The sequence below is a fragment of the Metabacillus sp. KUDC1714 genome (assembly GCF_014217835.1).
GTDB lineage: Bacteria > Bacillota > Bacilli > Bacillales > Bacillaceae > Metabacillus > Metabacillus rhizosphaerae.
Genome location: NZ_CP055263.1, coordinates 5,290,152 through 5,316,308, shown reverse-complemented (window position 1 = coordinate 5,316,308; position 26,157 = coordinate 5,290,152). Strand labels below are relative to the sequence as shown.

The window sequence follows — 26,157 nt, the reverse complement described above, 5'->3', positions numbered from 1 at the left end:
CTGGGCAAACTTATTCCCATTTAAACGCCTTACTTGCAACAAAGAATGAAACAATAAGCCATCCGCCTAAAGTCAAAGTCTCAACCCAAAGTTCTGTAATAGGAGTACCTACATTCATTGTCTCACGTAAAGCAGTTGTTAAATGAGCTATAGGTAAAATATTTACAAATGGCTGTAGAAATTCAGGCATATTACTAATTGGGAAAAAGACACCACCTAAAAATAACATTGGAAACGTTACAAAGGCTGCAATTGGCCCAGCACTCTCTGGATTTTTTGCAACACCGGCAATGATAAATCCAAGTGCCATAAAGGCTAAAGTTCCTAAAATTACAAATCCGATTAATACTAGCCAGGATCCATTTACATTAAGGTCAAATACTACCTCTCCAACAAGCAGGACAAGCAATGCTTGTAACCCATTTAAAAATAGTCGTGCAGTAATTTGGGCTGAAATGAAGGTTGAAGCTTTAAGGCGAGTACCTTGCATTCTCCGCAAGATTCCACGTTCTCTCCACGCTGAAATTTGCCCTGCGACACCATTCATATTGTTACTCATAATCATCATTGCAACGATCCCAGGAACAAGGAAATCAATGTACTGAATATCTAGTGCACGGACACCCTTTGATTCAATTTCAACAACTGGAGAATAGTTAACGATATCCTTGCTAATTTCATCAACAGTTGCATTCACAATGGAAAGGGCGAGTTGAGACTCAGATAAATTTGTTTCATTATAATATACAGGTAAAGTAAAACGATCTTCATTTGTGCCAAGGTCCTTATAATATGTATGATATCCTTCAGGTATCTCCATTACAAGCTGATTCTCTCCATCTTTCAAAAGCTTTAAAGCTTCATCAACATCGTCAACTAGTTCAAGTTTAAATGCGTCATTTTCTTTAAAAGGAGAAATAAGCTGCTTAGAGGCCTGTGATTGGTCATTGTCTACAATTGCGATTGATAGAGAAATTCCATTACCGTTCCCAACAAATGTACCAAGAGCGAGCATTAGAATAATTGGGAAAAGAAGTGTAAAGAACAAAACTTGGCGATTTCTAGAAAAGATTCGGAGCTGAGCTAATGTTAGCTGTAGGTAAGCTTTCATTCTCGTAGACTCCTTCCGGTCATATGAATAAATACATCTTCTAAAGTAGCTGTTCTTGTTTGCAGATCTTGAAGGTTTATGCTTTTACTTGAGGTGTGTTGGATTAAATCTGTTAAGGTGGATTGTAGGGAATCTGTATAAAGTACATATTTATCATGTCTTTTCGTTACTTGCTTCACGCCTTGAAGTTCTTTGAGAAACAAGGAATCTTGTTTGGACTGTAGTGAAAACTCGACTGCACTATCAGATTGTAGCTGTTTTACTAACGATGTAGGTGTATTTAAAGCTATTAATGATCCTTTATCCATTATACCGATACGATCACATAGCACATGTGCTTCATCCATATAATGAGTGGAGAGGACAATTGTTTTTCCTGCTTCCTTTAAATTATCAATGATATTCCATAAGGTTCTCCGTGCTTGTGGGTCTAAACCTGTAGTTGGTTCATCAAGAAAAACAATTTTAGGATCATGAATTATCGCTAAGGCGATTGCTAATCTTTGCTTTTGTCCTCCAGATAAGCTTTTTATTCGATCTTTTTTCTTCTCTGAAAGTAACATGTCGTTAATAAGGTCAGGTATACTGACATGGCTTGGATAAAAGCTTGCATACATTTTCATAATCTCTTCAACAGTTAATAATTCAAACAAAGAAGTAGATTGCAGTTGAACACCTATTACTTCTTTCACCTTTCCTATTTCTTTTCGAATATCATAACCTGCTAAGTAAGCGGTCCCTTGATCAGGCTTTCTAAGACCTACGAGCATTTCAATTGTTGTTGTTTTTCCAGCTCCATTTGGTCCTAATAATCCAAAAACCTCACCTGTGTTTACTGTGAATTTAACATCATTTACTGCAGTGAAGTCACCATATTTTTTAACTAACCCATCTACTTCAATCATAATTTTTGTTCACTCCTTTCCATCATTTATTGCAAATAAAGAAACCTCTACATGTGCAGAGGATGATACAATTACTGCCAACTATTATTATAGTATTAAACTCGATGAAAGTCTGCTTTCCACTTTTGAACTTCCAGCTTAATTTGTTTAGCTGATAAATTTTCAATTACCGTTTTTTCTACTAATAAAGAATATTCTTCATCACTAGCAAATCGTAAAGCGATTAATTGTTTTAGTGTAAGTCGTGGATCTAAACGTCTCCCTGTTAGGATGTAATAGCGGAGACTTTCCTCGGTGCGAATAAGGCGATCTTGAAGTTTTAGGGCATATAGACGAACTTTTACGACGATAAAAAATAAAGCAAATCCTGAAAATAAAAGGATATATGCACTTAATGTAAAGCTATTATTAATAAGTGCCTGAATAAATTGAATAACTCCTAGAATAACGATAACTAGAGATAGAGGTGCTAAAACATAATGAAAAAGCGGGTCAATTTTTGTATGCTTTGTATATGATTGTTCCAATTTACACACTCCTTTAGTTTATTGTACCTTTTATAGTATAAGGAAGTTATGCATTATATTCCTGTTTAAAAAAGTATGAAAGATTTGTACTAAAAAAATTATGAAAAAAAGAAGAATCTCCATTATAGAGATTCCATTTCAACATTTATCACGTGATCAATTTGTTTCAAAGAATAATAAACATCTGTAACATACAAATTTTCATTTACTAACAAGATTAACTCCAACTGTTGGAGTTCACCATTTTGTATATCCTTAACTCTCACTTTTCTTGCTTTCATTTTTTTTAGCTTAAGCTCTTTAAGTATATCTGTCAGTTTTTCCTCTTCATCGACAATAATCTTTACTTTTAATTCTCTTTCTCTTAAAGATTTCGGACCAATGAATTTAAAGATAAAGGGAATGAGCTCTACACTAACAATTAATAGAAGTGTAGCAATGATTGCTTCAAACCAAAATCCAGCTCCACAGGCAATTCCTATGCCTCCAGCACCCCATACCATTGCTGCTGTGGTTAGGCCAGAAATCATATCGTTGTTCCGCCTTAATATGACACCCGCGCCTAAAAATCCTATTCCTGATACAATCTGTGCAGCCAATCTCAATGGGTCCATTGGTCTAACATACTGTTCAGCAAATTTTTCAGATGCTTCAATTGAAACAGTTGTCAATAAACAGCTAACAATTCCGATTACTAAACAAGTTTTTAAACCCAAAGGCTTCTTTTTCAATTGACGTTCTAATCCAATAATAATCGATAAAATGGTTGCAACACCTAGGTTGAAAATAAATGTATTTGGTTGAATGATCATAACATATCTCCTAATGTATTTTTATCCCAGTATTAACGCAGGGCAGTAAAAACTTAGTTTTATTTTTCCATAAGATGAAACTAATATTTATATTATACGCATTTGACAATAGTTTTTTTGTAGTAGATATTTATTTTGATTCTACAACAAAAAAGTCCATGTAAGTATTAAAACATATGCAAAGTATATTATAATAGAATTTTCTTAAGTGAATTAGAATAGTAGAACAATAATTAAATAGGGAGCAGATTTAATTTATATGAAAATTGTATCATGGAATGTAAATGGAATAAGAGCGTGTGTGCGAAAAGGTTTTTTAGATTATTTTAATGAAATCAATGCTGATATCTTTTGTATCCAGGAATCAAAATTACAAGAAGGCCAAATCTCATTGGAACTAGAAGGGTATCACCAATATTGGAATTATGCTCTAAAAAAAGGGTATTCAGGTACAGCGATTTTTACAAAACATAAACCAATTTCTGTTTCTTATGGTGTCGGTCAAGCAGATGATGAACCTGAAGGTAGGATTATTACCTTAGAATTCGAAGAATTTTACTTAATCAATGTATATACACCAAATTCAAAAAGGGATTTGGAAAGACTTGATTATCGCTTACAATGGGAGGATGAGATACGTCATTATCTTATCGAATTGGAGCAAATAAAACCAGTTATACTTTGTGGTGACCTAAATGTAGCCCATGAGGAAATTGATTTGAAAAATCCAAAGTCAAATAAAGGGAACTCTGGATTTACTTTGGAAGAACGTGGTAAAATGACGAATTTACTTGCTGAAGGTTTTGTCGACAGCTTTCGATATTTCTATCCAGAAAAGCAGGATGTGTATACCTGGTGGTCTTATATGAGCAAAGTACGCGAACGCAATATTGGGTGGAGAATTGATTATTTTATTGTTTCAAAAAGGATTGCTGAACAATTAATAGACTCTCAGGTCCATTCAGACATATTGGGAAGTGATCATTGTCCTGTATGTATTGAGATGAGTTTTTAAACAACGTTAAATTTGTAAGTATTATATGTAGATTGTACACTGAATGTAGTTTGGACATAATGAAAAGAGAGTATCAGAAACCAAAACAAAAATAGCTGGATGGAGGAAATATCAGGTTGTTAAAAAATCAAATGAAACAATTTATCATAACAATTATTGAAAAACAGCAAGCATTGAAGCAAACGGAAGCAGACATCGCAATATTCAAAGAAGAAATAGACTACATAAAGAAGCATGAATTACACTCTGATGAATTAAAAGGGACTATAAAGTTCGAAGAAAATAATCCGAACACACGCTTTGAAGATGCGTACATTGAACGAGGTCATAAGGAAACAGAAGAAGTCATTGCAATTGAAACTTTTTCTTTTTTAGATCACTCTGTTAACTATCTTAAAGAGCATATGGAAGAATTCATTTACTTGGAGTCGAAATGGCTGGAGTTAATTGGGGTTGATGCAATTTCCTTAGAAGTTGATGATGTTTTTAAAACATATGATGTCATGCTAGGCTTGAAGCTACAAAAGAAACATGAAAAAGTTATAAGAGAGTATCTTAATGAAGAATTAAACGGTAAAGCTGAAGCTTTTGATCTCATGTTTAATCAAAATGATGGAATGTGGGATTTGAATTTTACGCTAGACTATATTCGTGAGTTTAATCAAGACATCACCTTGAGTGAAGCGTATAGTCGTATTTATCGGGTTCTATTTAAGTTAGTCGAAACGATAGAAGAGATGAACGATAAGCAATTGTAATCAGAATGAACATGGAAAATTTTATCACAATACGAATATATATGGCTTTTACTAAGTAGAGTCATATATATTCGCTATTATTTATTAGACGAGCTATTTAATAATTATTCACTTATGTAAGAACAGCAATAATCAACAACTGTAACTGCCTTTACTTGAAATTTTTCATTTGCAGGTACATAGAAAACTCCATTCCCTTCAATCACTTTCCATTCTTCGCCATTAAGTTTATATTCCAAATGCCCTGCAACGATTTCCATCTCTTCCTTTACATCTGTTGCAAATTCATATTCACCTGGCTGCATAACACCTAATGTCTTTCTAGTTCCATCCTCAAATAAAATGGTTCTGCTTGTAACCTTACCTTCAAAATAAATATTTGCTTTCTTCTCGATCGTAATATTAGAAAATTTCGACATTTTTCAACATCCTCTCAAAGTAGTATAATTTAATTTATCATAAAATTAAGAATAATAAAATATTAACTAGCAAATTATGAATGATATCAAAACTAAATATTGCAGGTCCCATCAATGTTCGTTAAAATTAACGAGATTGAAAACCAGTAGGAAAAGAGGGTATTATATGATAGATCGTACAGTACTAATTAAATTTTCAGAAACAACAACAAGTGAACAATTAAAAGAAGTGTGTGAGCGGTTTAAGTCGTTAAAAAATCATCTTTCTGGAATAATAGATTTGCAAGCAGGTCTAAATTTCGCTGAAAAGAGTAAGGATTTCCAAGTCGTACTTTCAGTTCGCTTTGAAGATAAGACAGCTCTTGAGGCATATGTGGCAAATCCTGAACACCAAGCTGTAGCAGCGTACATAAGAGAAGTTGGTAGAGTGGATAGTATCGGTGTTGATATAGAAATTTAATAGTTAAGGTGAGAAGGATGACTTAAAAATGGTCAGATCATTTCAAACGTGACTTGTATATAGTATCTATTCATTTATTTGAGACTATATTTAGTGATGTAGAGGTCTGTTCCATGGATTAGTGTCATCCTTTTTAAAATAATCCACTTCTATCATAATCGTATTCATTAATAATATGATTTTAGATTTTTTACAACTTAAGACAGCAAGGAGACATTTATTTTGGCCAGCTTTAACCAGCAATTCCTGTATTGTGTGCTAATCATTGGCTTGGGATATATTTTAAGAAGATCCAATATCTTGAAAGAGAGAGATGGAGAGGGTTTATCAAGAATTATCTTCAATCTTACTCTTCCGGCACTAATTATTGTAACCTTTAGTGAGATAAAAGTAGAATCCTCGCTATTTCTCCTTATTTTTATTTCCTTTATTTATGGGATTTTTTCAGGCTTTCTAACTCTATTTGTGTTAAGGAAAGAAAACCGATCTGTCAAAGGTATGATAGGGATGATGGTGCCCGGTTTTAATATTGGGTTATTTGCCTATCCGCTTGTTGAGGTCATTTTTGGAAAAGAAGGTATTACATACTTTGGGATGTTTGATGTAGGAAATGCCTTTATTGTATTTGGATTAAGCTACTTAATTGGTAGTTTTTATTCAAAAAAAGAGCAAACCATTGATTTCAAAACGATTGTTAGTAAAATATCAAAATCAATCCCTTTTATGACATATTTAGTCGTCGTCATGATCAATTTATTCGGTTTAAAACTTCCAGATGTAGTATTAAATGTTTCTGGAATTATTTCAGCGGCAAATATGCCATTATCATTACTTTTACTAGGAATTTACTTGAATTTTTCCTTTAGTAAAAGCCATCTAAAACTGATGATGAAATTTTTGGGACTTCGTTATGGTGTTGGATTAGCGATTGGAGTATTGTTATTTTTTTTATTACCTTTTAATGATATGTTCAAATATACGATACTAATTGGTCTTATTTTACCAACGTCTGTATCTGTTTTACCTTACTCCGTTGAGTTTGAATATGATCAAAAATTTGTAGGGACTTTATCGAATGTAACAATTATTCTTAGTTTCGTCCTATTGTGGGGAATAGCGAATATTTTAATGTAATGAAAGTAAATATGTTCGAATTTTGCTGTTTTTCAGGATAGAAATATGAGGAACTAGTCTATATTAAGAAATATTCAAGATAGAACCACTTACTTAAATCTCTTCATTCTGGTAAAATCGATATAACATATCATCAGTAGGAAAAGAAAGTAGGCGCAAAGGCTTCATGGACTCATTTTTACATCAGCATAAGGAAGAAATGCTTCATTATATTGAAGAGCTCGTAAATATTGATAGTGGATCATATGATAAACAAGGTGTCGATACGATAGGGCAACTACTAAAAGAAAGTTACAAAGAGCTTGGATTTAACGTTTTTGTTGAAGAACAAGGGGTGTATGGAAACCATTTAATTATCGAGCATAAAGATGCAATCGATCCAAACATCATCATTCTTGCTCATATGGACACGGTATTTCCTCGAGGGACTGCAGCTGAAAGGTCGTTTCGGATTGAAGGAAATCGTGCATATGGACCAGGTGTTATTGATATGAAAGCGAGCCAAGTATCGGTATTGTATGCTATAAAAGCGTTAGTTAATGAAGGATATGAAGGCTATAAAAGGATTCGAATTGTCCTTAATAGTGACGAAGAAATAGGATCACCATCCTCTCGTGAGATTATTGAAAGAGAAGCAAAAGGTAAAAAGTATGCACTTGTGATGGAGCCGGCGAGAAAAGATGGTTCACTCGTTTCTTCAAGGAGAGGAAAAGGAAATTATACACTAATTATTGAGGGGAAAGCAGCTCATTCTGGTATTGAACCTGAGAAAGGCCGAAGTGCAATCGAAGAATTAGCCCATAAAATCATTCAATTACATGAACTATCCGACCATGAAAATGGAATTAGCGTAAATGTTGGTTTAATCGAAGGTGGATCAAGTGCTAATACTGTTTCAGATCATGCAGAAGCCCAAATCGATGTTCGAATAAAAGAAATAGGTCAGGTCGAACTTCTGGAAGAACGACTTGATGAAATCTGCTCTTCTTCGGATGTAGTTGGCACCAAGATATCATTAGAAGGTGAAATGAATCGCCCGCCAATGGAGAAAAACAAAAAAACACGTGCACTACTACGAATTATTCAAGACGTAGGTGATGAAATAGGTGTAGAAATTGAAGATACCTCTACTGGTGGAGGATCTGATGCTTCATTTACGTCATCTTTAGGTATAGCTACAATTGATGGTTTAGGTCCTATAGGTGGAAATGCTCATAGTGATCAAGAATATTTAGTTATTCCAAGTCTGGTTGAACGAACACTTTTATTAGCAACAATAATTGAACGGTTATCTAAAAAGTGAACTTAAAATACAAAGGTAAGTTGTTTATTAAAAATGACTTGCCTTTTTATTATTTATGTTTGATAAAGGGATGAAGTGAAAAATATAATAGGTCACAAATGCAACTGATTATGTTAGGATTATGAATAAACGATAACTTGTATTCAAGGTAGTGTTCTCAAAAACTTGTTCATTACATATTGATAGGTTGAATACAATGAAAGCGTTTTAAAACGAAGGGATGGATCATTATGATAAATGTAGCTTTATTAAGTAAATGGCATGTCCATGCAGTAGACTATGCTTTACAAGCAGAACAAAATAAAAACATTACAATTAAAGCTGTCTGGGACGAAAATCCAGAACGGGGGAAAAAGTGGGCACAAGAACTAGGTGTCCGATTTGAATTTGATCTTTTAAATGTCTTAAAGGATGCTGAAATCGATGCAGTTATCGTCGACTCACCCACTAATCTACATAAAGAAATCATTTCTCTTGCCGCTAATCATAAAAAACATGTATTTACCGAAAAGGTATTAGCCTTTACAAATCAAGACTGTGAGGAAATTTTTTCGATTATTAAAGAAAATCAAGTAAAGCTAATGGTCTCATTACCTCGATTAACAGAAAGTTATTATCTTTATGCTCAAGATGTGCTCGAAAAAGGGTTGATAGGTAAGCTTACATCTATTAGATGTCGCTGTGCTCATAATGGAGCTGTTTCTTTTGAAGGTAATCCGAATGGATGGTTGCCAAGTCATTTCTTTAATAAGGAGGAGTGTGGAGGAGGAGCGCTAATTGATCTTGGGGCACATCCAATTTATTTAACAAACAGGTTAGCAGGACCTGTTAAGGCTGTTACTGCAAGACTACAACAAACATTGGGGTATGATGTGGACGATAATGCAGTTGTACTTGTTGAATATGAATCAGGTGCTCTTGGGACAATTGAAACTAGTTTTCTATCTAATGGGTCACCTTTCCAACTAGAGTTATACGGTACTGAGGGCACATTGATGATAGAAGATGGGAAGGCGCGCTTAAAAAGTAATCTATTAGATGGTGAATGGAGTATTCCTAATCAATTACCAAAATCTCACCCTATGCCACTCGAACAATGGGTTGCAGCAATTATTGATAATAGTGAGCCTACAATTAATGAAAATGACATTCGAAACTTAACGTTGATCAATCAAGCCGCTTCACTTTCAAACGAAATAGGTCAAAGGGTCGAAATAAGTGACATTAGCAAACTAATAACAAACTAATAAATTGAGTAGGCATTGTTGTTTAAAAAAAGACTTTTTTTAGTGATCTAATATAGACAAGGTGTATTTCAACAAAAATCACGTTACAAGGTTGACTGTTTTTCCTATAACAGTTATTATACGGTAGCCAAGGTAGAGGTTAACATCTAATAATCTACGTGAGTCTTGATAACTTAGGAAGTGAACAGTTTGATAAAAATTGATATGCCATCAACAGATATCGTAATAACGAAAAATCGGCAATTAGGAGAAAAAGGTGAGCCTGTATTAAGTAGTGTTTATGGGTTTACTGACTACATGAAGATACCAAGAGATAAAAGTGGTATCTATATGTTCTTTAATAATAAAGATGAGCTATTATTCGTTGGTAAGGCAAGAAAGCTAAGACAAAGAATTAGAAAAAACTTTGAGGATCAAGTATCAGCCATTAAAAACCATAGAGATGAAGTATATAGTATTGCTGTTTGTTTTGTTGAGGAACCTGTAGATAGAGAAATTTATGAAACCTATATTATTAACAACCTACGTGCTAGGTATAATGTAGATAAGGTTTTTTATAAATAGGCAGTTAAAAAAGCTCGTGATTCGTAAGTGCGAATCACGAGTTTTTTTCGTATTTTGAAAATTATAAGTTAGGTAACTATTTTTTTGAAGTGCTAGGAGCAGGTGCTTGTTAAGGAAAATAATCTATACAGGAAGTTAGAATAGTTGTCAAAAAACGATTTAGTTGTTATATTTAACATATCAACTTAAAGTAAAACAAGGAGTTCCGATGAGCCAATTATATAAGAAAATATACCTTGATCTATTAGAAGATATAAAAAATGGAATTTTGAAAACGGGAGATAAAATCCCATCTGAAAATGAGCTTGCTGAAAAGTTCAATGTAAGTCGTATCACGACAAAAAAAGCGTTAGATATGTTAGCACAAAGAAATATCATCGAACGTTATCGGGGAAAAGGATCTTATGTCTCTGATATAAACAATGCTACAATTAATTCAACTGTAGACAATATAAATAATCCTTTTTTAGTAGATTCAAATTCTAAACAGGACTTAGTGGGATTTATTCTTCCTGGGTTTGGTAATGATTACGGCCCAAAGCTGCTTGATTCAATTGAAAAAAGGTGTTCAAAACTTAATTTTTCTATGGTGATGAAACAAACTTTAGGTATACCTGAATTAGAAGAAAAAGCAATTAGCTCATTAGTAAACCTTGGCGTAAATGGATTAATCATATGTCCTTCACCAGGAAAGCATTATAATAATGCATTACTAAGGCTAGTTATAGAAAATTACCCACTCGTTTTAGTCGATCGCTATTTAACAGGAATACCTTCAAGCTCAGTTTGTATCAATAACAAACAGGCAGCTGTTGAACTAACAAACTATGTGTTAGAGCTTGGGCATGAGCATATTGCTTATCTTTCACCTGCAACAGGAGGTACTTCTTCTCTTGAAGATAGACTAATGGGGTTTCATGTTGCTATAGCAGAAAAAGGTGTAAGAATTAAACCAGATACGATCCTACTGGATATAAAGAGCACACTAAAAAATAGTTCAAATAGTAATTTAAAAAAGCTAAAAATTAATGATAAGGATAGAAATGATATATGTAAGTTAATAGAGGATAACCCAGAGATCACAGCCTTCATAACAAGTGAATATTTGGTAGCTGTTTTACTTTATGAAGTTTTAGAATCATTAGGTAAAAAGGTTCCAGAAGATTATTCTATTGCTTGCTTTGATTCTCCAACAGATTTAATCGATGAACCATTTTTCACACATGTTTTTCAAGATGAAGAAAAAATGGGCTATAATGCTGTTGATATATTAATTAACCACATACAAGAAAATGATATGACACCAATTCATTCTGAAGTTGGATTTAAGATAATAAAAGGTAGATCCACTCAATCCAAAATAAAAAATGCAAAAATAATCTAGAAGTTATGTTCATTTATTGAATATAGCTTCTTATTTTTGCTGTTATCCCAGTATTTAGAATAAAGATGCAATGATAAGTTATGTATTGATTTATTTGCATTTTTTACAATAATCAGTATTATAATTCAGCTTCGCAGAGCGTTAGATTTTCTTCCGTAAGTTAATTGTCTAAATAGTAAAAAATAATGTTGACATGTGTGTTTTTAGATTGTTATAATAACTTTATAAAATATAGTTGTTATAACAATTGATATGTTAATAGTTTAATTTGGGTATATACATACTACATTTATTGATTTATCTCTACTTAGTTAAACTTTGATTCTATTAATTGATGCACGATAATTTGAGTGCGATTATTTCAAAGCTTGAGGCTTCATTCGTAATTTTCTAATTTTTTTTTAAACCTATTTGTAAGCGTATTCATAAAACGGTCAAAACCACTGCTTCTGGATAAGGTCAAACTTTTTATAGTTTGATTTATCATATATAAGTTGTTGTATAAGGGGGATTGTGAACTTTTACCATTTAAGGAAAACCAAAAATGAAAATGAAGAGACTAAAGGGGAGGGAAGTTTTGTGAAAATTCGGGGTAAAAAAATTGGGATTTTCTTCATGACGATTTTTCTTATTTTCAGTTTAGTTTTAGCGGGGTGTTCGTCTAAGGAATCAGGTAGTAATGATGGTGGTGGAGAGACAAAAGGCCAAACTGAAATAACTTTCTGGCATGGCTCTACTGATATTGGTTTACAGGCATTGAAAAAAATGGTTGCAGCCTTTGAAGAAAAACATCCAGAAATTAAAGTGAAAATGGTCTATACCGAAGCTAGTGAAGGAGCAGACCAAAAACTTTTAACTGCTGTAGCTGGTGGCAATCCACCTGACGTTGCGCTATTTGACCGATTTAAGGTCGGTTCATGGGCGGCTCAGGAAGCATTAACAGATATTACTGATATGGCTGAAGCTGACGGAGTATCTGAGGATCTTTATTATCCATATGCTTGGAAGGAAGCGAACTACAAAGATAAATTATATGGACTTCCTTATACAACGGACTCACGCTTGCTTTACTATAATAAAGATCACTTTAAGGAAGCTGGATTAGATCCAGAAAATCCACCTAAAACAACTCAAGAGTTGGAAGCAGCTGCTGAGAAGTTAACGAAAAAAGAAGGAAATCGCTTTAAACAAATTGGTTTTATTCCATGGTATGGCCAAGGTTGGCTTTATGGCTGGGGATGGAGCTTTGGTGGAGAATTTTACAATGAAGAAACTGGTGAAGTAACTGCAAATGACCCTAAAGTTGTTGAAGCGTTAACTTGGATGGCTAGCCTTGCTCAAAAATTCGGTGTAGAGGACATTGCCGGATTTGAAAGTTCTGCTGGATCTGGGGCAATGGACCCGTTCATTTCAGGACAAATCAGTATGAAAGTGGATGGAAACTGGACAATCTCTGCTATTGAGAAATATAAGCCAGACTTGAATTATGGAGTAACACCTATGCCTACTCCTACAGGTACTGACTTCACTACTTGGTCTGGTGGTCACGCTATTGTTATACCAAAAGGATCAAAGAATGTGGAAGCAGCTTGGGAATTCGTAAAGTTCTTCGGTACTGAAGAAGGACAAGAGGTATACTTTGCAGAACTTCCTGGCGATCTTTCTGTAATCCCTGCTGTGAACGAGAAATTAGGCCGTGGAGATAACGAAAAGTTAAAGCAATTTATCGATATCCTACCAAACTCTCATAGCAGACCAGTTATCCCTGAAGGTCAATTGATGTGGAATGAAATCGTAGATGCAAGGGAAAAAACAGTCAGAGGAAATGGTACAGCGCAAGAAAACTTAGATCAAGCTACAGAAACAATTAATAAGGCCCTCGAGAAGTATAAATAAATCTTTAAGAGGGTGACTCAAAACTAAAGAATCGGACACTTTGAGTCACCCTCTATACTTTAAATATTGAAAGGGGGATTTATACATGGCGGAAGTAACTAAAGGTACTGGTGTACAAAAATCAATAGTTGCAAAGAAGAAAAAGAAGTACTCTACAAATTCAAATCTTCACGGATGGCTATTTGCTTCACCTTGGATCATAGGTTTGGTAGTGTTTTTTGCTTTTCCGCTTGTCGCTTCGATTTATTTTAGTTTCACAACCTATAGCATTTTACAACCGGGGGAATTCGTTGGACTTAAAAATTACCAAGAACTTTTTAAAGATGACTTATTCTGGAAATCAATCTACAATACTATTTATTTTACAGTCTTATTTGTTCCATTGAGTATTATATTCGGTGTTGCATTAGCAATGATGCTGAATATGAAAATAAAAGGAATGGCGATTTATCGGACTATTTTCTTTTTACCAACGCTTGTACCACATGTTGCTTTAGCGGTCCTATGGATGTGGCTATTAAATCCAGGATTTGGTCTCGTAAATGGAATGCTAGATATGATTGGAATACAGGGGCCAAACTGGCTTGGGAGTGAAATATGGTCTAAGCCGTCACTTATTTTAATGTCTCTTTGGGGAATTGGTCAATCTGTCATCATTTATCTTGCTGGACTTGGTGATATTCCAGAGGAACTTTATGAAGCAGCAGAAGTTGATGGCGCCAATTGGTGGCAAAAAACCCGCAATGTCACATTGCCGTTACTTACTCCTGTTATTTTCTTTAACCTAGTAATGGGAGCTATTGGAGCATTTCAACAGTTTACATTACCGTACACTATGACCCAAGGTCAGGGAACTCCAGCAAACTCCTTAACGTTTTATGTAATGCACTTATACGATAATGCGTTTAAGTTTTTCCAAATGGGGTACGCTTCAGCGATGGCTTGGATTCTATTTGTCATTGTCATGGCCCTAACTGCTGTAATCTTTGTTACTTCAAATCGTTGGGTTCACTACCAAGGGAAGTAGAGAGGAGTCGTACGACATGGATGCAAAAACTAAACTTAAATTAAAGAAAACCTTATCTCACATATGCTTAATTATTGCATCGTTCTTCTTCATCATTCCATTTATATGGATGGTATCAACATCATTAAAACCTATAACACAAGTATTTTCTTATCCGCCTGAATGGATGCCTAAGCCATTTCAGTGGTCAAATTATCTAGATGCAATGGAGTATATACCGTTCTTTACCTATCTAAATAATACAGTAGTTATTACGCTGTTAAGTACACTTGGAGTAGTGCTTACTTGTCCTCTTGTAGCATACAGTTTTGCAAAATTGGAATGGAAGGGTCGTAATGTTATCTTTTTCATTACCATTGCGGTCATGATGATACCAGGGCAGGTAACAATGATTCCCTTATTTTTAATCTTTAACAAAATAGGTTGGGTTGGAACTAGCTTACCTTTAATTGTACCAGCATTTTTTGGTGTACCATTTTACATCTTCTTATTGCGTCAGTTCTTTTTAGGATTGCCAGATATGCTAAGAGATGCTGCCAAAATAGACGGAGCGAGCGAGTTTCGGATTTATTGGCAAATCATGCTTCCGTTAGCAAAACCGGCAGTACTTGCTGTTGGATTATTCCAGTTCATGGGCAGCTGGACAGATTTTATTGGTCCATTACTCTATTTAACTGACGAAACTCAATATACACTGTCGTTAGGACTTCAGCAATTCCAAACGCAAATGGGTACTGAGTGGGGATTAATGATGGCGGTTTCAACGATGATGACATTACCAATCATCTTATTATTCTTCTTTTTACAAAAAACATTTATTCAAGGTATTACATTTAGTGGAATTAAATAGTTTTATAGAAATATATTATATCTGGAGGTTGTTAATATGAACAAGAAAATAGGTATGAGAATCCCGCCAAAAATTGGTGCAGGAGGCATGGAATCCGTTGCAAGTTGGGCATCTAGTATTGGGATCGATGTGATAGATGTACCATATTATAACGAAGAAGTTAAAGCTATTTTTGAAGCAAATGGACTTGAAGTTGGATCAATTGATGGTGTTGGAGCAGTTGGTCAAACGAAACTATTAAGTAAAGATGAGGAAACTCGGGCAGAAGCTGTAGAAGCGCTTAAAAATCAAATGACAGAAATTTCTCGTCTAGGTGGCAAAGTCATGTTTATGTGCCTTGTCCCAGAAGATATCACTATGTCACGCAAAGAAGCTTTTGAAATTTGGAAGGATACGTTTCCTAGCATAGTAAATCATGCCGAGGAAAATGGTATTTATATAGCATTAGAAGGATGGCCAGGACCAGCACCATATTATCCAACATTAGGCTGTACTCCTGAAATGCTTAGAGCTATGTTCAATGTTATTCCTTCAAAACATTTCGGGATTAACTATGATCCATCCCACTTAGTTCGACTAGGAATTGATCATTTAAGAATGTTGTCTGAATTTGGCGATAGAGTTAATTACTGCCATGGGAAAGATACTGAAATTTTACACGATGAGCAATATGAATGCGGTGTCATTCAAGCTACTTTTGGTTCTAAATATGATTTTTCTGAAGGTCCATGGCGTTATACGATTCCAGGACAAGGGGATGTAAACTGGGGGAAAGTTGCCGTACGTTTAGAAAAGATAGGATACACCGGTCCAATCAGTATTGAATTGGAAGATCATCGTTATTGGGGCTCTTTAGAGGCAGAACAACAAGGTATTCAAAAAGCAAAAGAACATCTTGAAATTTATTTTAAATAATGGCTCTTTTAAAGCTCACTGTTGATTGGAGTGAACGCCTGTAGCGGAAATCAACAACCAAGTTGGCAGTGTCTAAATAATAAAAAAGGTATAGGAGGAAGAATTATGTCTAGTAAAGTAAAAGTAGCAATTATTGGTTGTGGTGGTATTGCAAATGGGAAACATTTACCAAGTTTATCAAAACTAAAAAACGTAGAATTGGTTGCATTTTGTGACGTGTTAATCGAAAGAGCAGAAAAAGCAGCAGCCGAGTACGGAGTTGAAAATGCTAAGGTTTATGAAGATTTTCGAGAGTTACTTCAGAACGAAGAAATTGAAGTTGTGCATGTGCTTACACCAAACGATTCACACGCGGAAATTTCAATTGCAGCACTGGATGCAAGTAAGCATGTTATGTGTGAAAAACCTATGGCAAAGACGTCAGCAGAAGCCCGTCAAATGTTAGAGGCTGCGAAAAGATCTGGTAAGAAATTAACGATTGGCTATAATAATCGTTTCCGTCCAGATAGCCAACATTTACATAAACTATGTGAACGTGGTGACCTTGGAGAGGTTTATTATGCAAAAGCACACGCGATTCGTCGTCGTGCTGTCCCAACATGGGGAGTTTTTCTTGATGAAGAAAAGCAAGGAGGAGGACCATTAATCGATATTGGTACACATGCGCTTGACTTAACATTGTGGATGATGAATAACTATAAGCCAAAATCTGTTTTGGGGACAACTTACCATAAATTAAGTCAGAAGAAGGATGCTGCAAATGCATGGGGACCATGGGATCCTGAAAAATTCACAGTAGAAGATTCTGCATTTGGTTTTATTACGATGGAAAATGGCGCAACAATCGTATTAGAATCAAGCTGGGCATTGAACTCATTGGATGTTGATGAAGCAAAATGTTCACTTAGTGGTACAGAAGGCGGAGCTGATATGAAGGATGGATTAAGAATAAACGGCGAAGACTTTGGAAAACTTTATACGAACAAGGTTGAACTTGGAGCAGGCGGGGTAGCATTTTACGATGGGAAATCAGAATCTGATGCCGATTTAGAAGCCCGTCTATGGATTGATAATATCATTAACGACACAGAACCTGTTGTAAAACCAGAGCAGGCATTTGTCGTTACACAAATCTTAGAAGCAATCTATGAATCTGCAAAAACAGGGAAAGCTGTTTATTTTGAAGAACAATCTAGTCTTGTTTCAAATAAGTAACGCTCTTTACTGAAAAACTATTATTAAAAATCAAGCAACCATTTATGAAAGCAGGGATATAAATGGAAAAGGTTAGAGTTGGTTTAATAGGCACGGGTGGTATTTCACATTTGCATGTAAGTCAATTGGCAGAATTAGAGAATGCTACGATTGTAGCAGTCGCTGATCCAAATTCTATTAACAGAGATACATTAATTAATAGGTATAACCTTGAAAATATCACTAGCTTTGATGATCATCTTGACATGCTAGAAAACATCCCACTGGATGCGGTATTAATTTGTTCACCACATACCCTACATTTTCAACAAGTGGTAGATGCAATTAACCATAATTGTCATGTTTTGATTGAAAAACCGATGGCTTGTTCGCTAGAAGAGGCAGAACAACTAATCGACATGGCAAAAAAAGCGAACAAAGTACTGCAAGTATCTTATCAAAGACATTTTGAACCAGCATTTCTTTACATTCGTGAAGCGATTTCAAACGATGAAATTGGAAATCTTACATCTGTAACTGCTTCTTTATATCAGGATTGGAAACATTTAACCGTTGGAACGTGGAGGCAAAATCCTTCGTTATCTGGGGGCGGTATGCTCATGGATTCTGGGAGTCATATTATTGATGTGCTTTTATGGACCACTGGATTAAAACCAATCGAGGTTGAATCAAAACTGGAGCAGCATCATACCACAGTAGAGCAAGATTCATTTACATCGATTCGTTTTGAAAATAATGTTGTTGCAGGGCTAAATATTGTGGGGAATGCTCCATGTTGGCATGAAACATATGTTTTTTGTGGGGAAAAGGGAGCGATTTTTTATGATAATGGAAAGATGGTTCTTCGTCAGTTAGGAAAAGAACCAATAATCCCTAAACTACCTCAACAAACGACAAATTCAGATAAGAGTTTTATCGATTCAATTCTAGGGGTTCATGATGTAATGGTACCAGGAGATTTCGCAAAAGAAGTGGTAAGGCTAACGGAAAAAATTTATCAAGTTGCCGGATATAAACCAATTACTTCTATTAAATAAACGGCAATGTTCCGTTAAACTTACATTGTCAATATTAAAACGGTATAAACGAGATTTGGAGGTACGAATATGTCCAATACGATTAACATAGGAATTATTGGCAGTGGGGGTATTGCAGCTGCACATGTTAGAGCCTATAAGGAAATGCCTGATGTCAAAATTGTAGCTGTTGCTGATGTGATCCCAGGTAAAGCAGATCAATTTATTGAACAATTGGATTTAAAAGATGCCAAAGGGTTTGATGATCATCTCGAGCTACTTAAAATGGATATAGATGGTGTTAGTGTATGTACACCAAATGTTGCACACCATAACACTAGTATTGATTCTCTATATGCCGGAAAACATGTTCTAGTTGAAAAGCCGATGGCAGTTACTCTTGATCAGGCAATTGAAATGGTAGAAGCCTCTCACAAGACTAGTAAAATACTTTCAGTAGGTTTCCAACCAAGATATGATCCTAATATGCAAGCAGTAAAAGAAATTGTTCAGTCTGGACAATTAGGGAATGTTTATTATGTTCAAACAGGTGGAGGAAGACGACGTGGGATGCCAGGAGGCACTTTTATTAATAAAAGTTTAGCAGGTGCTGGAGCAATGGCGGATATCGGCTGTTATTCTTTAGACTTGGCTCTAAATGCACTTGGCTATCCAAGGCCTTTAACAGTTTCGGCCTATACTTCCAATCATTTTGGAACAAATCCAATCTATCATCGTGAAGCGGATAAATTTGAAGTCGAGGATTTTGGCGTAGCGATGATTCGTTTGGAAGGTGGAATAGTTTTAAACTTTAAAATATCTTGGGCAATGCATATGGATTCTCTAGGACCAACATTGTTCCTCGGTTCTGACGCTGGCTTGAAGCTAACACCTGCTGGAAGTGGACCATGGAGTGGAGTTTGGGATGGTGGAATTGGGTCCATTAACTTATTCCATGACATAAAAGGTCACCATGTGGAAACAAGTATTCCAGTCCAAGAACATAAAATCAATATTTTCTATGAGAAGGTACGTGATTTTGTTGTTTCAATCAAGGAAGGAAAACCTGCACCAATTCCTGGAGATCAAATCGTGATTAATCAAGCGATTATTGATGGGATTTTACGCTCTTCAGAACAAGGCAGTGAAGTGAATATTAGCATTCCTGAGTTTAGTATAAGTTCTTAATAGTTGTAAAATAGAAGACGTGTTAACTGGTACCTTAAAATTGCAATCAATAAAAAACACCTATCAAATTGTAGTGAACTGACCCATCTAAATGAGACTTAGAAAAAACACCTAAGCTACCTGTTCTCCAAACTCTATTGGAGACTGGTAGTTTAGTTTTGCCTGAATTCGTATTTGATTATAAAAATACATGTATTGATTTACGATTTGTACTACTTTAGAATTAGATATAGATGCTCTTCTTAGAGTGTTGAATCCTTCCGACTTTAGCGAGGAGTGAAAGGATTCGATGACGGCATTATCATGGCAGTTTCCTTTGCGGGACATGCTTGTGATAATGCCTTTTTCTTTAGCTAAGTTTTGATATTCGTATGATGTGTATACAGAGCCCTGATCACTGTGTAGAATGACTTCTTGTGGATTCCGTTTTACAATAGCTGACTTCAATGTATCTATTACCAAAGAAACATCCTGGTTAGTACCGATGGTATAAGCTACGATCTCGTTATTATATAGGTCTATAATTGTTGATAGATACAACATAGTTGATCCATACGGTAAATAGGTAATGTCTGTAACCCATTTTTCATTTGGTTTAGTTGCCGTAAACCTTTGCTGGAGGAGATTTTTCACAACGATATTACTCACCCCATTAATATAGTTTTGGCGTTTCACCTTCACTTGGCATTGTAAATCATATTTCTGCATATTCTTTTGGACCGTTTTACGGTTTAAGGTGATATTGAATTTTCTCTTTAAAACAGCTTTAATTTTTCTATGTCCATAACGAAAATAATGAGCCTTACATACTTGTATAATTATCTTTTCGATAGAAGTTGGCTCAGCAGAAGAGTATTTCTTCCTCCAACGGTAATAGGTAGCCTTTGGAACCTCTAATACAGCCAGTATATCAATAATTTTATAGTAAGGAGATAACTCGTTTACCAATTTAATTACGACTCTCGGCTCCAACTCCTCTCGATTTCTTTGTACTTTTTTAAGATTTCTAGCTGCATTTGTAATTGTCTATTATTAATCTGTAGCTTCTCCAACTCACTTAATTCACCTGGACCTTTTCCATATGTGTATTGCTTACCTACTGGTTGAACAAATCGATGTGTTTCCCCATTCTTATACCATCTAACCCATGTTTCTACTTGGGTCTTATTTTTAATACCTAATGTCTCCATTATTTCCTTTGTAGATATTCCTGATTGTTTCATCTCAACAGCTTTCCATTTAATTTCCTCTGGATAAGGAATTCTTGTACCCATAAGAAAAACACCTCCGCTAGAATCATATTGATTAAATACGACTCAGGAGGTGTTTTTTCCTTGTCTCACTTTATGGGGTCACTTCAGTAGAATTTGATAGGTGTTTTTTATTGATTCTACTGCTCAACAAAGATCTATTCAAACTTATTTTGCAGATTCTTTTTTTCTGTAGCAATTGAGGGATTGTGAATATTTTTATCTAAGAAACGAATTCCCTCAATGCATCCTTTAACAAGCAAAAAAGTAAACGAAAGAACAATTAATGTAATATAGCTATTCCAACCCTTATTATATTTCACTAAATTGGTATTCTTTTCAAGCCAATTCTCAAAAAGTGTCATTGGTCCGCTAAAAAGGAAAACACTTACGATAGTTTTTAACGTTTTCATATTATAAGTAAATTGATTATACATGACACATGATAAAGGAAATAATATATATAAAAACACAATGTTTGAGTCGAACAATTTAGGGAGATAGCGATGTGGATATTGCAAATATTTTGTCTTTATTACTGGTCCATCAAATACAGTCGAAACTAAAGTTTTAATAAAATAAATAAGAAACCAGTCCTTTAAGTCGCCTTTTCTTCGTAATAAAAAAATTATACTTGCACCTATTCCAAATGTAGTCAATAAGTTCAATATTGTCCTGTCCTTCATATAAGCACCTCCTATAAATAAGTTATCCTTTTTTAAAAATATTATCAGTAAAACAATTTCTTGATTTATCAATTAGTAGAGATACTGTTTTACTATTTTTAATCTTTTTAGCTCATCTAATGAGCTTGTAGAAGAATAGTTCGATTAATTTTGTTAGAGTTATTATTACTTAGAAAAAGAAACAAAATTAACTAATTTTAATTTTAGGCTCTTTTCTAAAAGATTGTTGTATTTGAACAAAACTGATTAGGTTGATTGGTGCGGAAGGTGCGAGACTCCTGTGGGAGTAGCGGGACAGATGAGACCCCGCAGGCGCTTTGCGCTGAGGAGGCTCATCGCCCGCCCCACGGAAAGCGAGCATCCTGGAGCGCCAATCAACCAATCCAATACTATTTTAAAAGCAACAAAGTTTGCGAAAACAGCCTAATTTTAAAATCTAAGAGGGGGATTTAATTTGAGTAAATTAAAAGTAGCTTTATTACACTTGCTACCAATCGCAGGTGAAATAAAAAAGAATCAAAGTCTTATTGAAAAAGCAGTTAAACGAGCGGCTGATCAAAATGTAGATTGGATTATAACTCCCGAATTAGCAGTTAGTGGCTTGCAATTCTCTCAAAAGATAGGAACTAAGTGGATAATGCAGCAACCCGATGAATGGATGTTAAACTTTGTAGCGTTGGTTCAGTCATTGAATACTAATGTATTTCTTGGTTGTCCTGAAAAGTCAGAGAGTGGAGAACTTTATAATTCAGTATTTGTAATAGACCGAGGTGGTAATATAATAGGAAAACAAAGGAAAATCACAAGTATTATAGATGATTGGTCTACCTCTGGTGCTTTCATTGAACCAATAGATATGGGGAATGTTAAAATTGGTGTTTTAATATGTGCAGATGCCTACACTAAAAATATTGCAGACAAATTCTTAGCCAAAGGAGCAGAGATCCTAATTGCCCCGTCAGCCTGGGGTCCAGGGCTACACGGACCAAACGGTGAGTGGGAACAAAGATCGATAGATACTGGACTTTGTTTATTTGTTTGTAATCGTACTGGAGAAGACGAGTCAGTTACCTTTTGGGAAGCTGAAAGTCTGATTATTAAGAATGGTAAACGTCTCCTTTCGCATAAATCAAAACAATCTTCTATTTTAACTTTTTATTGGGATTTAGAAAAAATGGATTTAATTTCACCTGACTTTGAAGTTGAATATATATGTTAGGTTAGTAGGTGAAATATCATGTTGTCTGAAGAGTTAGGTTATTCATTTAATCTAAGTGGCAAAATTGTACCATTATTTGGTGGACAGAACACATCGGTAAGAGTGAATAATGAAGCTGTATTAAAACCAGTTGATGACGTGCAGCATTATGAATGGCTGTTAACTATTATCGATATGATAAATCCTCATGGTTACAGGCTATCAAAGCCTATTAGAAGCACTAAAGGTACATTTGTTAGTGAAGGTTGGGTATGTACTAAGTTTGAACGTGGTCAGGATGTAAACGGTCTTATAAAAGAGAAACTTCATGTATCTAGATTATTTCACCATGATTTATCTAATATCAACTTTAAAGACTTCCCTCAAGGTGATAATCCATGGGTAGAGGGTCATCGAATAGCATGGCAAAAAGGAGAATTACCTATGGAAGTAAATATTGAAATAAGGAAAATAATTAATAAGCTACTTCTAAAAGTAAATCTAAAAGAACAATATAATTCACAAATTGTTCATGCCGATTTGGCAGGAAACATTCTTTTTGATGATGTTTTGCCACCGTTAATTATTGATTTCTCCCCTACCGTTGCCCCAGTTGAATATGCTGAAGCTATTTTAGTATGTGATTGTATCGCATGGCAAGGAAGTAGAGTTTCTAATATTGATTTGCTTATAAACAATAAATACAACAAAGAAATGATTGTACGAGCTGTAGTGTTCAGATTGGCGGTTGAAGCAATCTTCTCAGGTAAAGACTTTAATAGATTTATCGAACAATATTACTTATTTAAACCTATTATTGATTTTATAGAATAGGATTCTTGTTAAACTAATAGGTTCAATGGGGGCTTTACCTTACAAAGGATAAGCGCTTTGACATCCAGTTTAAGAGTCCAGCTCCTATTGAACTTTACACTCCTTATTCGCTAGTCACAATCGAATGCTTGTTGCACTTCGTGTTTCTTTTGTAGCTCCTTAACTTGCAGTAAATGACAACCGTCCGTAAAAGTATGAGAAGTATCTCTTTTATCTATCATAGGGGAGGATGAAGACCCCCTATGATAGAAGTCTTACTTTATCTGATACGTAGAGATCTTTTTTTCTACGTTACGTCAATAAACGAACGCCCTGAAATTTTTGTTTATCTTATATGGAACAAATCTAAAAATCTTGCTTCATAAAGTCTATTTCTTGGAATCTCTCTACTTCTTTTTTCCACCTTTCTTCAACAAATGCTTTGTGATTCGGATGGAGATTGTATGTATCATAAGCTTCTTGGTTCGTAAACTCCATTGAAAAGCCAAAATCAAAGTCAGTTTTTGAACTAACTTGACGTAAAACCTCAAAATTCTCTACTACTGGTATTGCACTTAAAATATGCGCTCCATCAGCCAAGAAATTCTCTGCTTCAGTTGAATCAACTGGATATTTTAATGTGAAGACAGCAATATGTCTAATTCTACCAGATACCATTTCCATCTCTCCTTTACTAACTAACTATTTTCCATTTCTCTTATATTATTAACTTTCACGTAAGCGATTGCAATTGATTTAAAAGTGCTTTAACAAAAATCACTTCATAAAAATAATTTTCTTCTTTTCTTCATCTGGAACTTTGTTTACTAGTTGAATGTACACAATCAGCTAGTATCTCTACAGGGTGTTTCTACCATAAAGCCATTCGTACATTTATAGAAATCTACTTTAATATCTAATCCATTTGACATAGGTTTGAATATAAATATAGGGATTAAGACATGAAGAAAGCAACGATGATATTCTCTATATAAAAAGAAAGGAGCATCGTAAATGACTTTTGAAATTGGAGTGACTGTATTTGTTTTTGTGATGACAATGCTAGTCATATTTTGGAGGCCGAATGGGCTAAATGAAGCATGGCCTGCAACAATCGGTGCTGCGATTATTATACTGACAGGCATTGTATCTCATGTAGACATTTTAGATATTTTGAATAAAATTGGTGGAGCATCGATTACAATTATTGCAACAATCGTGATGGCTGTTATTTTAGAAAGTTTCGGTTTTTTTCATTGGGCAGCCGCACGACTTGTTCGATTAGCGGAGGGGTCTAGTTATCGTCTTTACTGGTATATTCAACTATTATGCTTCTTAATGACGCTTTTATTTAATAATGATGGAAGTATATTAATTACAACTCCAATTTTGATATTACTCCTAAAAAATCTTCGCTTAAAACCACATGAGCAAATTCCCTACCTTTTAAGTGGTGCATTGATTGCGACCGCATCTAGTGCGCCAATCGGAGTAAGTAATATTGTCAATTTAATTGCTTTAAAGATTGTTCATATGTCACTTTATATGCATACAGCAATGATGTTTGTTCCAGCAACTTTAGGTTTGCTATTTATGTCGTGGTTAATGTATATCGTGGTAAAAAAGAAATTACCAAAAAAATTGCCAGAAGTTTCTTATGACATCGAAGAACTATTTTTCACGAAACATTTTCATCCATTAAAAGGAACGATATCTGTTGAGACAAAAAATAAACGTACAAAATTTATGTTAGCTGTTCTATTGTTTGTCTTTGTGATTCGTTGCCTCCTTTTTGTCGCCTCTTATTTTGCTATACCAATTGAAATTGTTGCTGTATTAGGTTCAGTCGTTTTACTTATATGGAGATGGTATCACTTACGTACAAATCCAGTAGATATTTTAAAGAAAACACCTTGGAAAATTTTTCTATTTGCTTTTTCGATGTATGTCATAATTTATGGACTCCATAATGTAGGTTTAACGGCAATGCTTGTAAAATTATGTGAACCTATTGTAAACCAGGGACTGTTCCAAGCAAGCTTTATTATGGGTGGATTGGTTTCCATATTATCTAATATCTTTAATAATCATCCTGCTTTAATGATTGGCACGATAACTTTAACCGAAATGGGGTTGGATCCTATTACCTTAAAGACTATTTATCTTGCAAATATCATTGGAAGTGACATGGGTTCCTTACTATTACCAATTGGAACACTCGCATCACTAATTTGGATGCATATATTAAGGGAAAATAAAATTAAAGTAAAATGGAAGGATTATTTACAGGTGTCAATTTTAGTTATTCCACTAACAACTGTTGTAACATTGTTTCTCCTTTATTATTGGGTACAAATGGTCTTCGCCTAAGAAAATGTGGTGTTTACAAGGGTGGAATGACAACGTTATATTCCTTTATTTGGATAGCGTTTACAAGGTTATGAACATGGTATGACTAGATATC

The 26,157-nt window shown here is 34.7% G+C and carries 26 protein-coding genes; 18 read left to right on the top strand and 8 right to left on the bottom strand.

Going from position 1 to position 26,157, the window contains the following annotated elements:
* Positions 1-10 precede the first annotated feature (10 nt).
* The 4 genes from HUW50_RS24535 to HUW50_RS24520 all read right to left on the bottom strand — a co-directional run bounded on the left by HUW50_RS24535 (position 11) and on the right by HUW50_RS24520 (position 3,355).
* Entirely contained in the window at positions 11-1,111 is a 1,101-nt protein-coding gene (locus tag HUW50_RS24535; protein WP_185653445.1) for an ABC transporter permease, read from the bottom strand.
* Positions 1,108-2,016, bottom strand: coding sequence for an ABC transporter ATP-binding protein (locus HUW50_RS24530; protein WP_066327059.1), 909 nt, complete (start codon positions 2,014-2,016; stop codon positions 1,108-1,110). The genes HUW50_RS24535 and HUW50_RS24530 overlap by 4 nt, the downstream gene beginning before the upstream one ends.
* A gap of 95 nt (positions 2,017-2,111) precedes the next feature.
* Entirely contained in the window at positions 2,112-2,543 is a 432-nt protein-coding gene (locus HUW50_RS24525) for a DUF6526 family protein (RefSeq protein ID WP_066327056.1), read from the bottom strand.
* A 122-nt stretch (positions 2,544-2,665) separates the two neighbouring features.
* On the bottom strand, positions 2,666-3,355 hold the full coding sequence (locus HUW50_RS24520) for an MgtC/SapB family protein (RefSeq protein WP_066327048.1): 690 nt from the start codon (positions 3,353-3,355) through the stop codon (positions 2,666-2,668).
* Between the two features lie 259 nt (positions 3,356-3,614).
* Between HUW50_RS24520 and HUW50_RS24515 the strand changes: the two genes are divergently transcribed.
* Both HUW50_RS24515 and HUW50_RS24510 read left to right on the top strand, forming a co-directional pair.
* Complete coding sequence (locus tag HUW50_RS24515) at positions 3,615-4,370, top strand: exodeoxyribonuclease III (RefSeq protein ID WP_066327040.1); 756 nt, start codon at positions 3,615-3,617, stop codon at positions 4,368-4,370.
* Between the two features lie 116 nt (positions 4,371-4,486).
* Positions 4,487-5,128 carry a branched-chain amino acid aminotransferase gene (locus HUW50_RS24510; protein ID WP_066327034.1) on the top strand — a complete coding sequence of 214 codons (642 nt, stop codon included), beginning with the start codon at positions 4,487-4,489 and terminating at the stop codon, positions 5,126-5,128.
* Positions 5,129-5,232: 104 nt separating this feature from the next.
* Here the strand turns inward: HUW50_RS24510 and ppnP are convergent, their stop codons facing one another.
* The gene (gene ppnP / locus HUW50_RS24505; RefSeq protein ID WP_185653444.1) at positions 5,233-5,547 is read right to left on the bottom strand and encodes a pyrimidine/purine nucleoside phosphorylase; all 315 of its coding nucleotides are present in this window, start codon (positions 5,545-5,547) and stop codon (positions 5,233-5,235) included.
* Between the two features lie 166 nt (positions 5,548-5,713).
* Between ppnP and HUW50_RS24500 the strand changes: the two genes are divergently transcribed.
* The 13 genes from HUW50_RS24500 (at position 5,714) to HUW50_RS24440 (ending at position 19,746) form a co-directional block, all read left to right on the top strand.
* A complete protein-coding gene (locus tag HUW50_RS24500; protein ID WP_066327026.1) occupies positions 5,714-6,007 on the top strand; it encodes a Dabb family protein in 294 nt (97 codons plus the stop codon).
* 222 nt (positions 6,008-6,229) lie between these two features.
* Positions 6,230-7,141 carry an AEC family transporter gene (locus HUW50_RS24495; RefSeq protein WP_185653443.1) on the top strand — a complete coding sequence of 304 codons (912 nt, stop codon included), beginning with the start codon at positions 6,230-6,232 and terminating at the stop codon, positions 7,139-7,141.
* A gap of 166 nt (positions 7,142-7,307) precedes the next feature.
* Positions 7,308-8,444, top strand: a complete 1,137-nt coding sequence (locus HUW50_RS24490) for a M20 family metallopeptidase (RefSeq protein WP_185653442.1) — start codon at positions 7,308-7,310, stop codon at positions 8,442-8,444.
* 230 nt (positions 8,445-8,674) lie between these two features.
* Positions 8,675-9,691 (top strand): Gfo/Idh/MocA family protein, encoded by a 1,017-nt coding sequence (locus tag HUW50_RS24485; protein WP_066327003.1) that lies wholly within the window; start codon positions 8,675-8,677, stop codon positions 9,689-9,691.
* A gap of 189 nt (positions 9,692-9,880) precedes the next feature.
* The gene (locus HUW50_RS24480; protein ID WP_185653441.1) at positions 9,881-10,255 is read left to right on the top strand and encodes a nucleotide excision repair endonuclease; all 375 of its coding nucleotides are present in this window, start codon (positions 9,881-9,883) and stop codon (positions 10,253-10,255) included.
* A gap of 208 nt (positions 10,256-10,463) precedes the next feature.
* A complete protein-coding gene (locus HUW50_RS24475) occupies positions 10,464-11,639 on the top strand; it encodes a GntR family transcriptional regulator (RefSeq protein ID WP_066326987.1) in 1,176 nt (391 codons plus the stop codon).
* Positions 11,640-12,218: 579 nt separating this feature from the next.
* Positions 12,219-13,535 carry an ABC transporter substrate-binding protein gene (locus HUW50_RS24470; RefSeq protein WP_232328968.1) on the top strand — a complete coding sequence of 439 codons (1,317 nt, stop codon included), beginning with the start codon at positions 12,219-12,221 and terminating at the stop codon, positions 13,533-13,535.
* 85 nt (positions 13,536-13,620) lie between these two features.
* Positions 13,621-14,562 carry a carbohydrate ABC transporter permease gene (locus tag HUW50_RS24465; protein WP_066326977.1) on the top strand — a complete coding sequence of 314 codons (942 nt, stop codon included), beginning with the start codon at positions 13,621-13,623 and terminating at the stop codon, positions 14,560-14,562.
* 16 nt (positions 14,563-14,578) lie between these two features.
* Positions 14,579-15,412, top strand: coding sequence for a carbohydrate ABC transporter permease (locus HUW50_RS24460; RefSeq protein WP_066326969.1), 834 nt, complete (start codon positions 14,579-14,581; stop codon positions 15,410-15,412).
* Positions 15,413-15,448: 36 nt separating this feature from the next.
* A complete protein-coding gene (locus tag HUW50_RS24455; RefSeq protein ID WP_066326963.1) occupies positions 15,449-16,327 on the top strand; it encodes a sugar phosphate isomerase/epimerase family protein in 879 nt (292 codons plus the stop codon).
* Between the two features lie 105 nt (positions 16,328-16,432).
* On the top strand, positions 16,433-17,542 hold the full coding sequence (locus HUW50_RS24450; protein WP_066326957.1) for a Gfo/Idh/MocA family protein: 1,110 nt from the start codon (positions 16,433-16,435) through the stop codon (positions 17,540-17,542).
* Between the two features lie 62 nt (positions 17,543-17,604).
* The gene (locus HUW50_RS24445) at positions 17,605-18,579 is read left to right on the top strand and encodes a Gfo/Idh/MocA family protein (RefSeq protein WP_066326950.1); all 975 of its coding nucleotides are present in this window, start codon (positions 17,605-17,607) and stop codon (positions 18,577-18,579) included.
* 69 nt (positions 18,580-18,648) lie between these two features.
* Complete coding sequence (locus HUW50_RS24440; RefSeq protein ID WP_066326948.1) at positions 18,649-19,746, top strand: Gfo/Idh/MocA family protein; 1,098 nt, start codon at positions 18,649-18,651, stop codon at positions 19,744-19,746.
* Positions 19,747-19,857: 111 nt separating this feature from the next.
* On the opposite strand, the gene HUW50_RS24435 is transcribed toward HUW50_RS24440, so the two are convergent.
* Together HUW50_RS24435 and HUW50_RS24430 are read right to left on the bottom strand one after the other, a co-directional pair.
* A protein-coding gene (locus HUW50_RS24435) for an IS3 family transposase (RefSeq protein WP_396652560.1) occupies positions 19,858-21,020 on the bottom strand; the annotation gives its coding sequence in 2 pieces (ribosomal slippage) (positions 19,858-20,744 and positions 20,744-21,020; 1,164 coding nt in all).
* 134 nt (positions 21,021-21,154) lie between these two features.
* The gene (locus tag HUW50_RS24430; RefSeq protein ID WP_066339617.1) at positions 21,155-21,682 is read right to left on the bottom strand and encodes a CBO0543 family protein; all 528 of its coding nucleotides are present in this window, start codon (positions 21,680-21,682) and stop codon (positions 21,155-21,157) included.
* A gap of 454 nt (positions 21,683-22,136) precedes the next feature.
* Here HUW50_RS24430 and HUW50_RS24425 point away from each other — a divergent pair, with 454 nt between their 5' ends.
* The gene (locus HUW50_RS24425; protein ID WP_066339614.1) at positions 22,137-22,901 is read left to right on the top strand and encodes a carbon-nitrogen hydrolase family protein; all 765 of its coding nucleotides are present in this window, start codon (positions 22,137-22,139) and stop codon (positions 22,899-22,901) included.
* An 18-nt stretch (positions 22,902-22,919) separates the two neighbouring features.
* Positions 22,920-23,714 (top strand): aminoglycoside phosphotransferase/kinase family protein, encoded by a 795-nt coding sequence (locus HUW50_RS24420; RefSeq protein WP_066339604.1) that lies wholly within the window; start codon positions 22,920-22,922, stop codon positions 23,712-23,714.
* A 345-nt stretch (positions 23,715-24,059) separates the two neighbouring features.
* On the opposite strand, the gene HUW50_RS24415 is transcribed toward HUW50_RS24420, so the two are convergent.
* The gene (locus HUW50_RS24415; protein ID WP_066339602.1) at positions 24,060-24,371 is read right to left on the bottom strand and encodes a Dabb family protein; all 312 of its coding nucleotides are present in this window, start codon (positions 24,369-24,371) and stop codon (positions 24,060-24,062) included.
* A gap of 336 nt (positions 24,372-24,707) precedes the next feature.
* Between HUW50_RS24415 and HUW50_RS24410 the strand changes: the two genes are divergently transcribed.
* A complete protein-coding gene (locus HUW50_RS24410) occupies positions 24,708-26,063 on the top strand; it encodes an arsenic transporter (RefSeq protein ID WP_066339600.1) in 1,356 nt (451 codons plus the stop codon).
* Positions 26,064-26,157: the final 94 nt, after the last annotated feature.

Bases quoted from the DNA above. Each gene is read 5' to 3' on its own strand.
- HUW50_RS24410 (WP_066339600.1), top strand. From the start codon at position 24,708: ATGACTTTTGAAATTGGAGTGACTGTATTTGTTTTTGTGATGACAATG.
- HUW50_RS24485 (WP_066327003.1), top strand. From the start codon at position 8,675: ATGATAAATGTAGCTTTATTAAGTAAATGGCATGTCCATGCAGTAGAC.
- HUW50_RS24475 (WP_066326987.1), top strand. From the start codon at position 10,464: ATGAGCCAATTATATAAGAAAATATACCTTGATCTATTAGAAGATATA.
- HUW50_RS24455 (WP_066326963.1), top strand. From the start codon at position 15,449: ATGAACAAGAAAATAGGTATGAGAATCCCGCCAAAAATTGGTGCAGGA.
- HUW50_RS24440 (WP_066326948.1), top strand. From the start codon at position 18,649: ATGTCCAATACGATTAACATAGGAATTATTGGCAGTGGGGGTATTGCA.
- HUW50_RS24465 (WP_066326977.1), top strand. From the start codon at position 13,621: ATGGCGGAAGTAACTAAAGGTACTGGTGTACAAAAATCAATAGTTGCA.
- HUW50_RS24450 (WP_066326957.1), top strand. From the start codon at position 16,433: ATGTCTAGTAAAGTAAAAGTAGCAATTATTGGTTGTGGTGGTATTGCA.
- HUW50_RS24535 (WP_185653445.1), bottom strand. From the start codon at position 1,111: ATGAAAGCTTACCTACAGCTAACATTAGCTCAGCTCCGAATCTTTTCT.
- HUW50_RS24420 (WP_066339604.1), top strand. From the start codon at position 22,920: ATGTTGTCTGAAGAGTTAGGTTATTCATTTAATCTAAGTGGCAAAATT.
- HUW50_RS24490 (WP_185653442.1), top strand. From the start codon at position 7,308: ATGGACTCATTTTTACATCAGCATAAGGAAGAAATGCTTCATTATATT.
- HUW50_RS24500 (WP_066327026.1), top strand. From the start codon at position 5,714: ATGATAGATCGTACAGTACTAATTAAATTTTCAGAAACAACAACAAGT.
- HUW50_RS24520 (WP_066327048.1), bottom strand. From the start codon at position 3,355: ATGATCATTCAACCAAATACATTTATTTTCAACCTAGGTGTTGCAACC.
- ppnP (WP_185653444.1), bottom strand. From the start codon at position 5,547: ATGTCGAAATTTTCTAATATTACGATCGAGAAGAAAGCAAATATTTAT.
- HUW50_RS24415 (WP_066339602.1), bottom strand. From the start codon at position 24,371: ATGGTATCTGGTAGAATTAGACATATTGCTGTCTTCACATTAAAATAT.
- HUW50_RS24515 (WP_066327040.1), top strand. From the start codon at position 3,615: ATGAAAATTGTATCATGGAATGTAAATGGAATAAGAGCGTGTGTGCGA.
- HUW50_RS24460 (WP_066326969.1), top strand. From the start codon at position 14,579: ATGGATGCAAAAACTAAACTTAAATTAAAGAAAACCTTATCTCACATA.
- HUW50_RS24530 (WP_066327059.1), bottom strand. From the start codon at position 2,016: ATGATTGAAGTAGATGGGTTAGTTAAAAAATATGGTGACTTCACTGCA.
- HUW50_RS24430 (WP_066339617.1), bottom strand. From the start codon at position 21,682: ATGAAGGACAGGACAATATTGAACTTATTGACTACATTTGGAATAGGT.
- HUW50_RS24445 (WP_066326950.1), top strand. From the start codon at position 17,605: ATGGAAAAGGTTAGAGTTGGTTTAATAGGCACGGGTGGTATTTCACAT.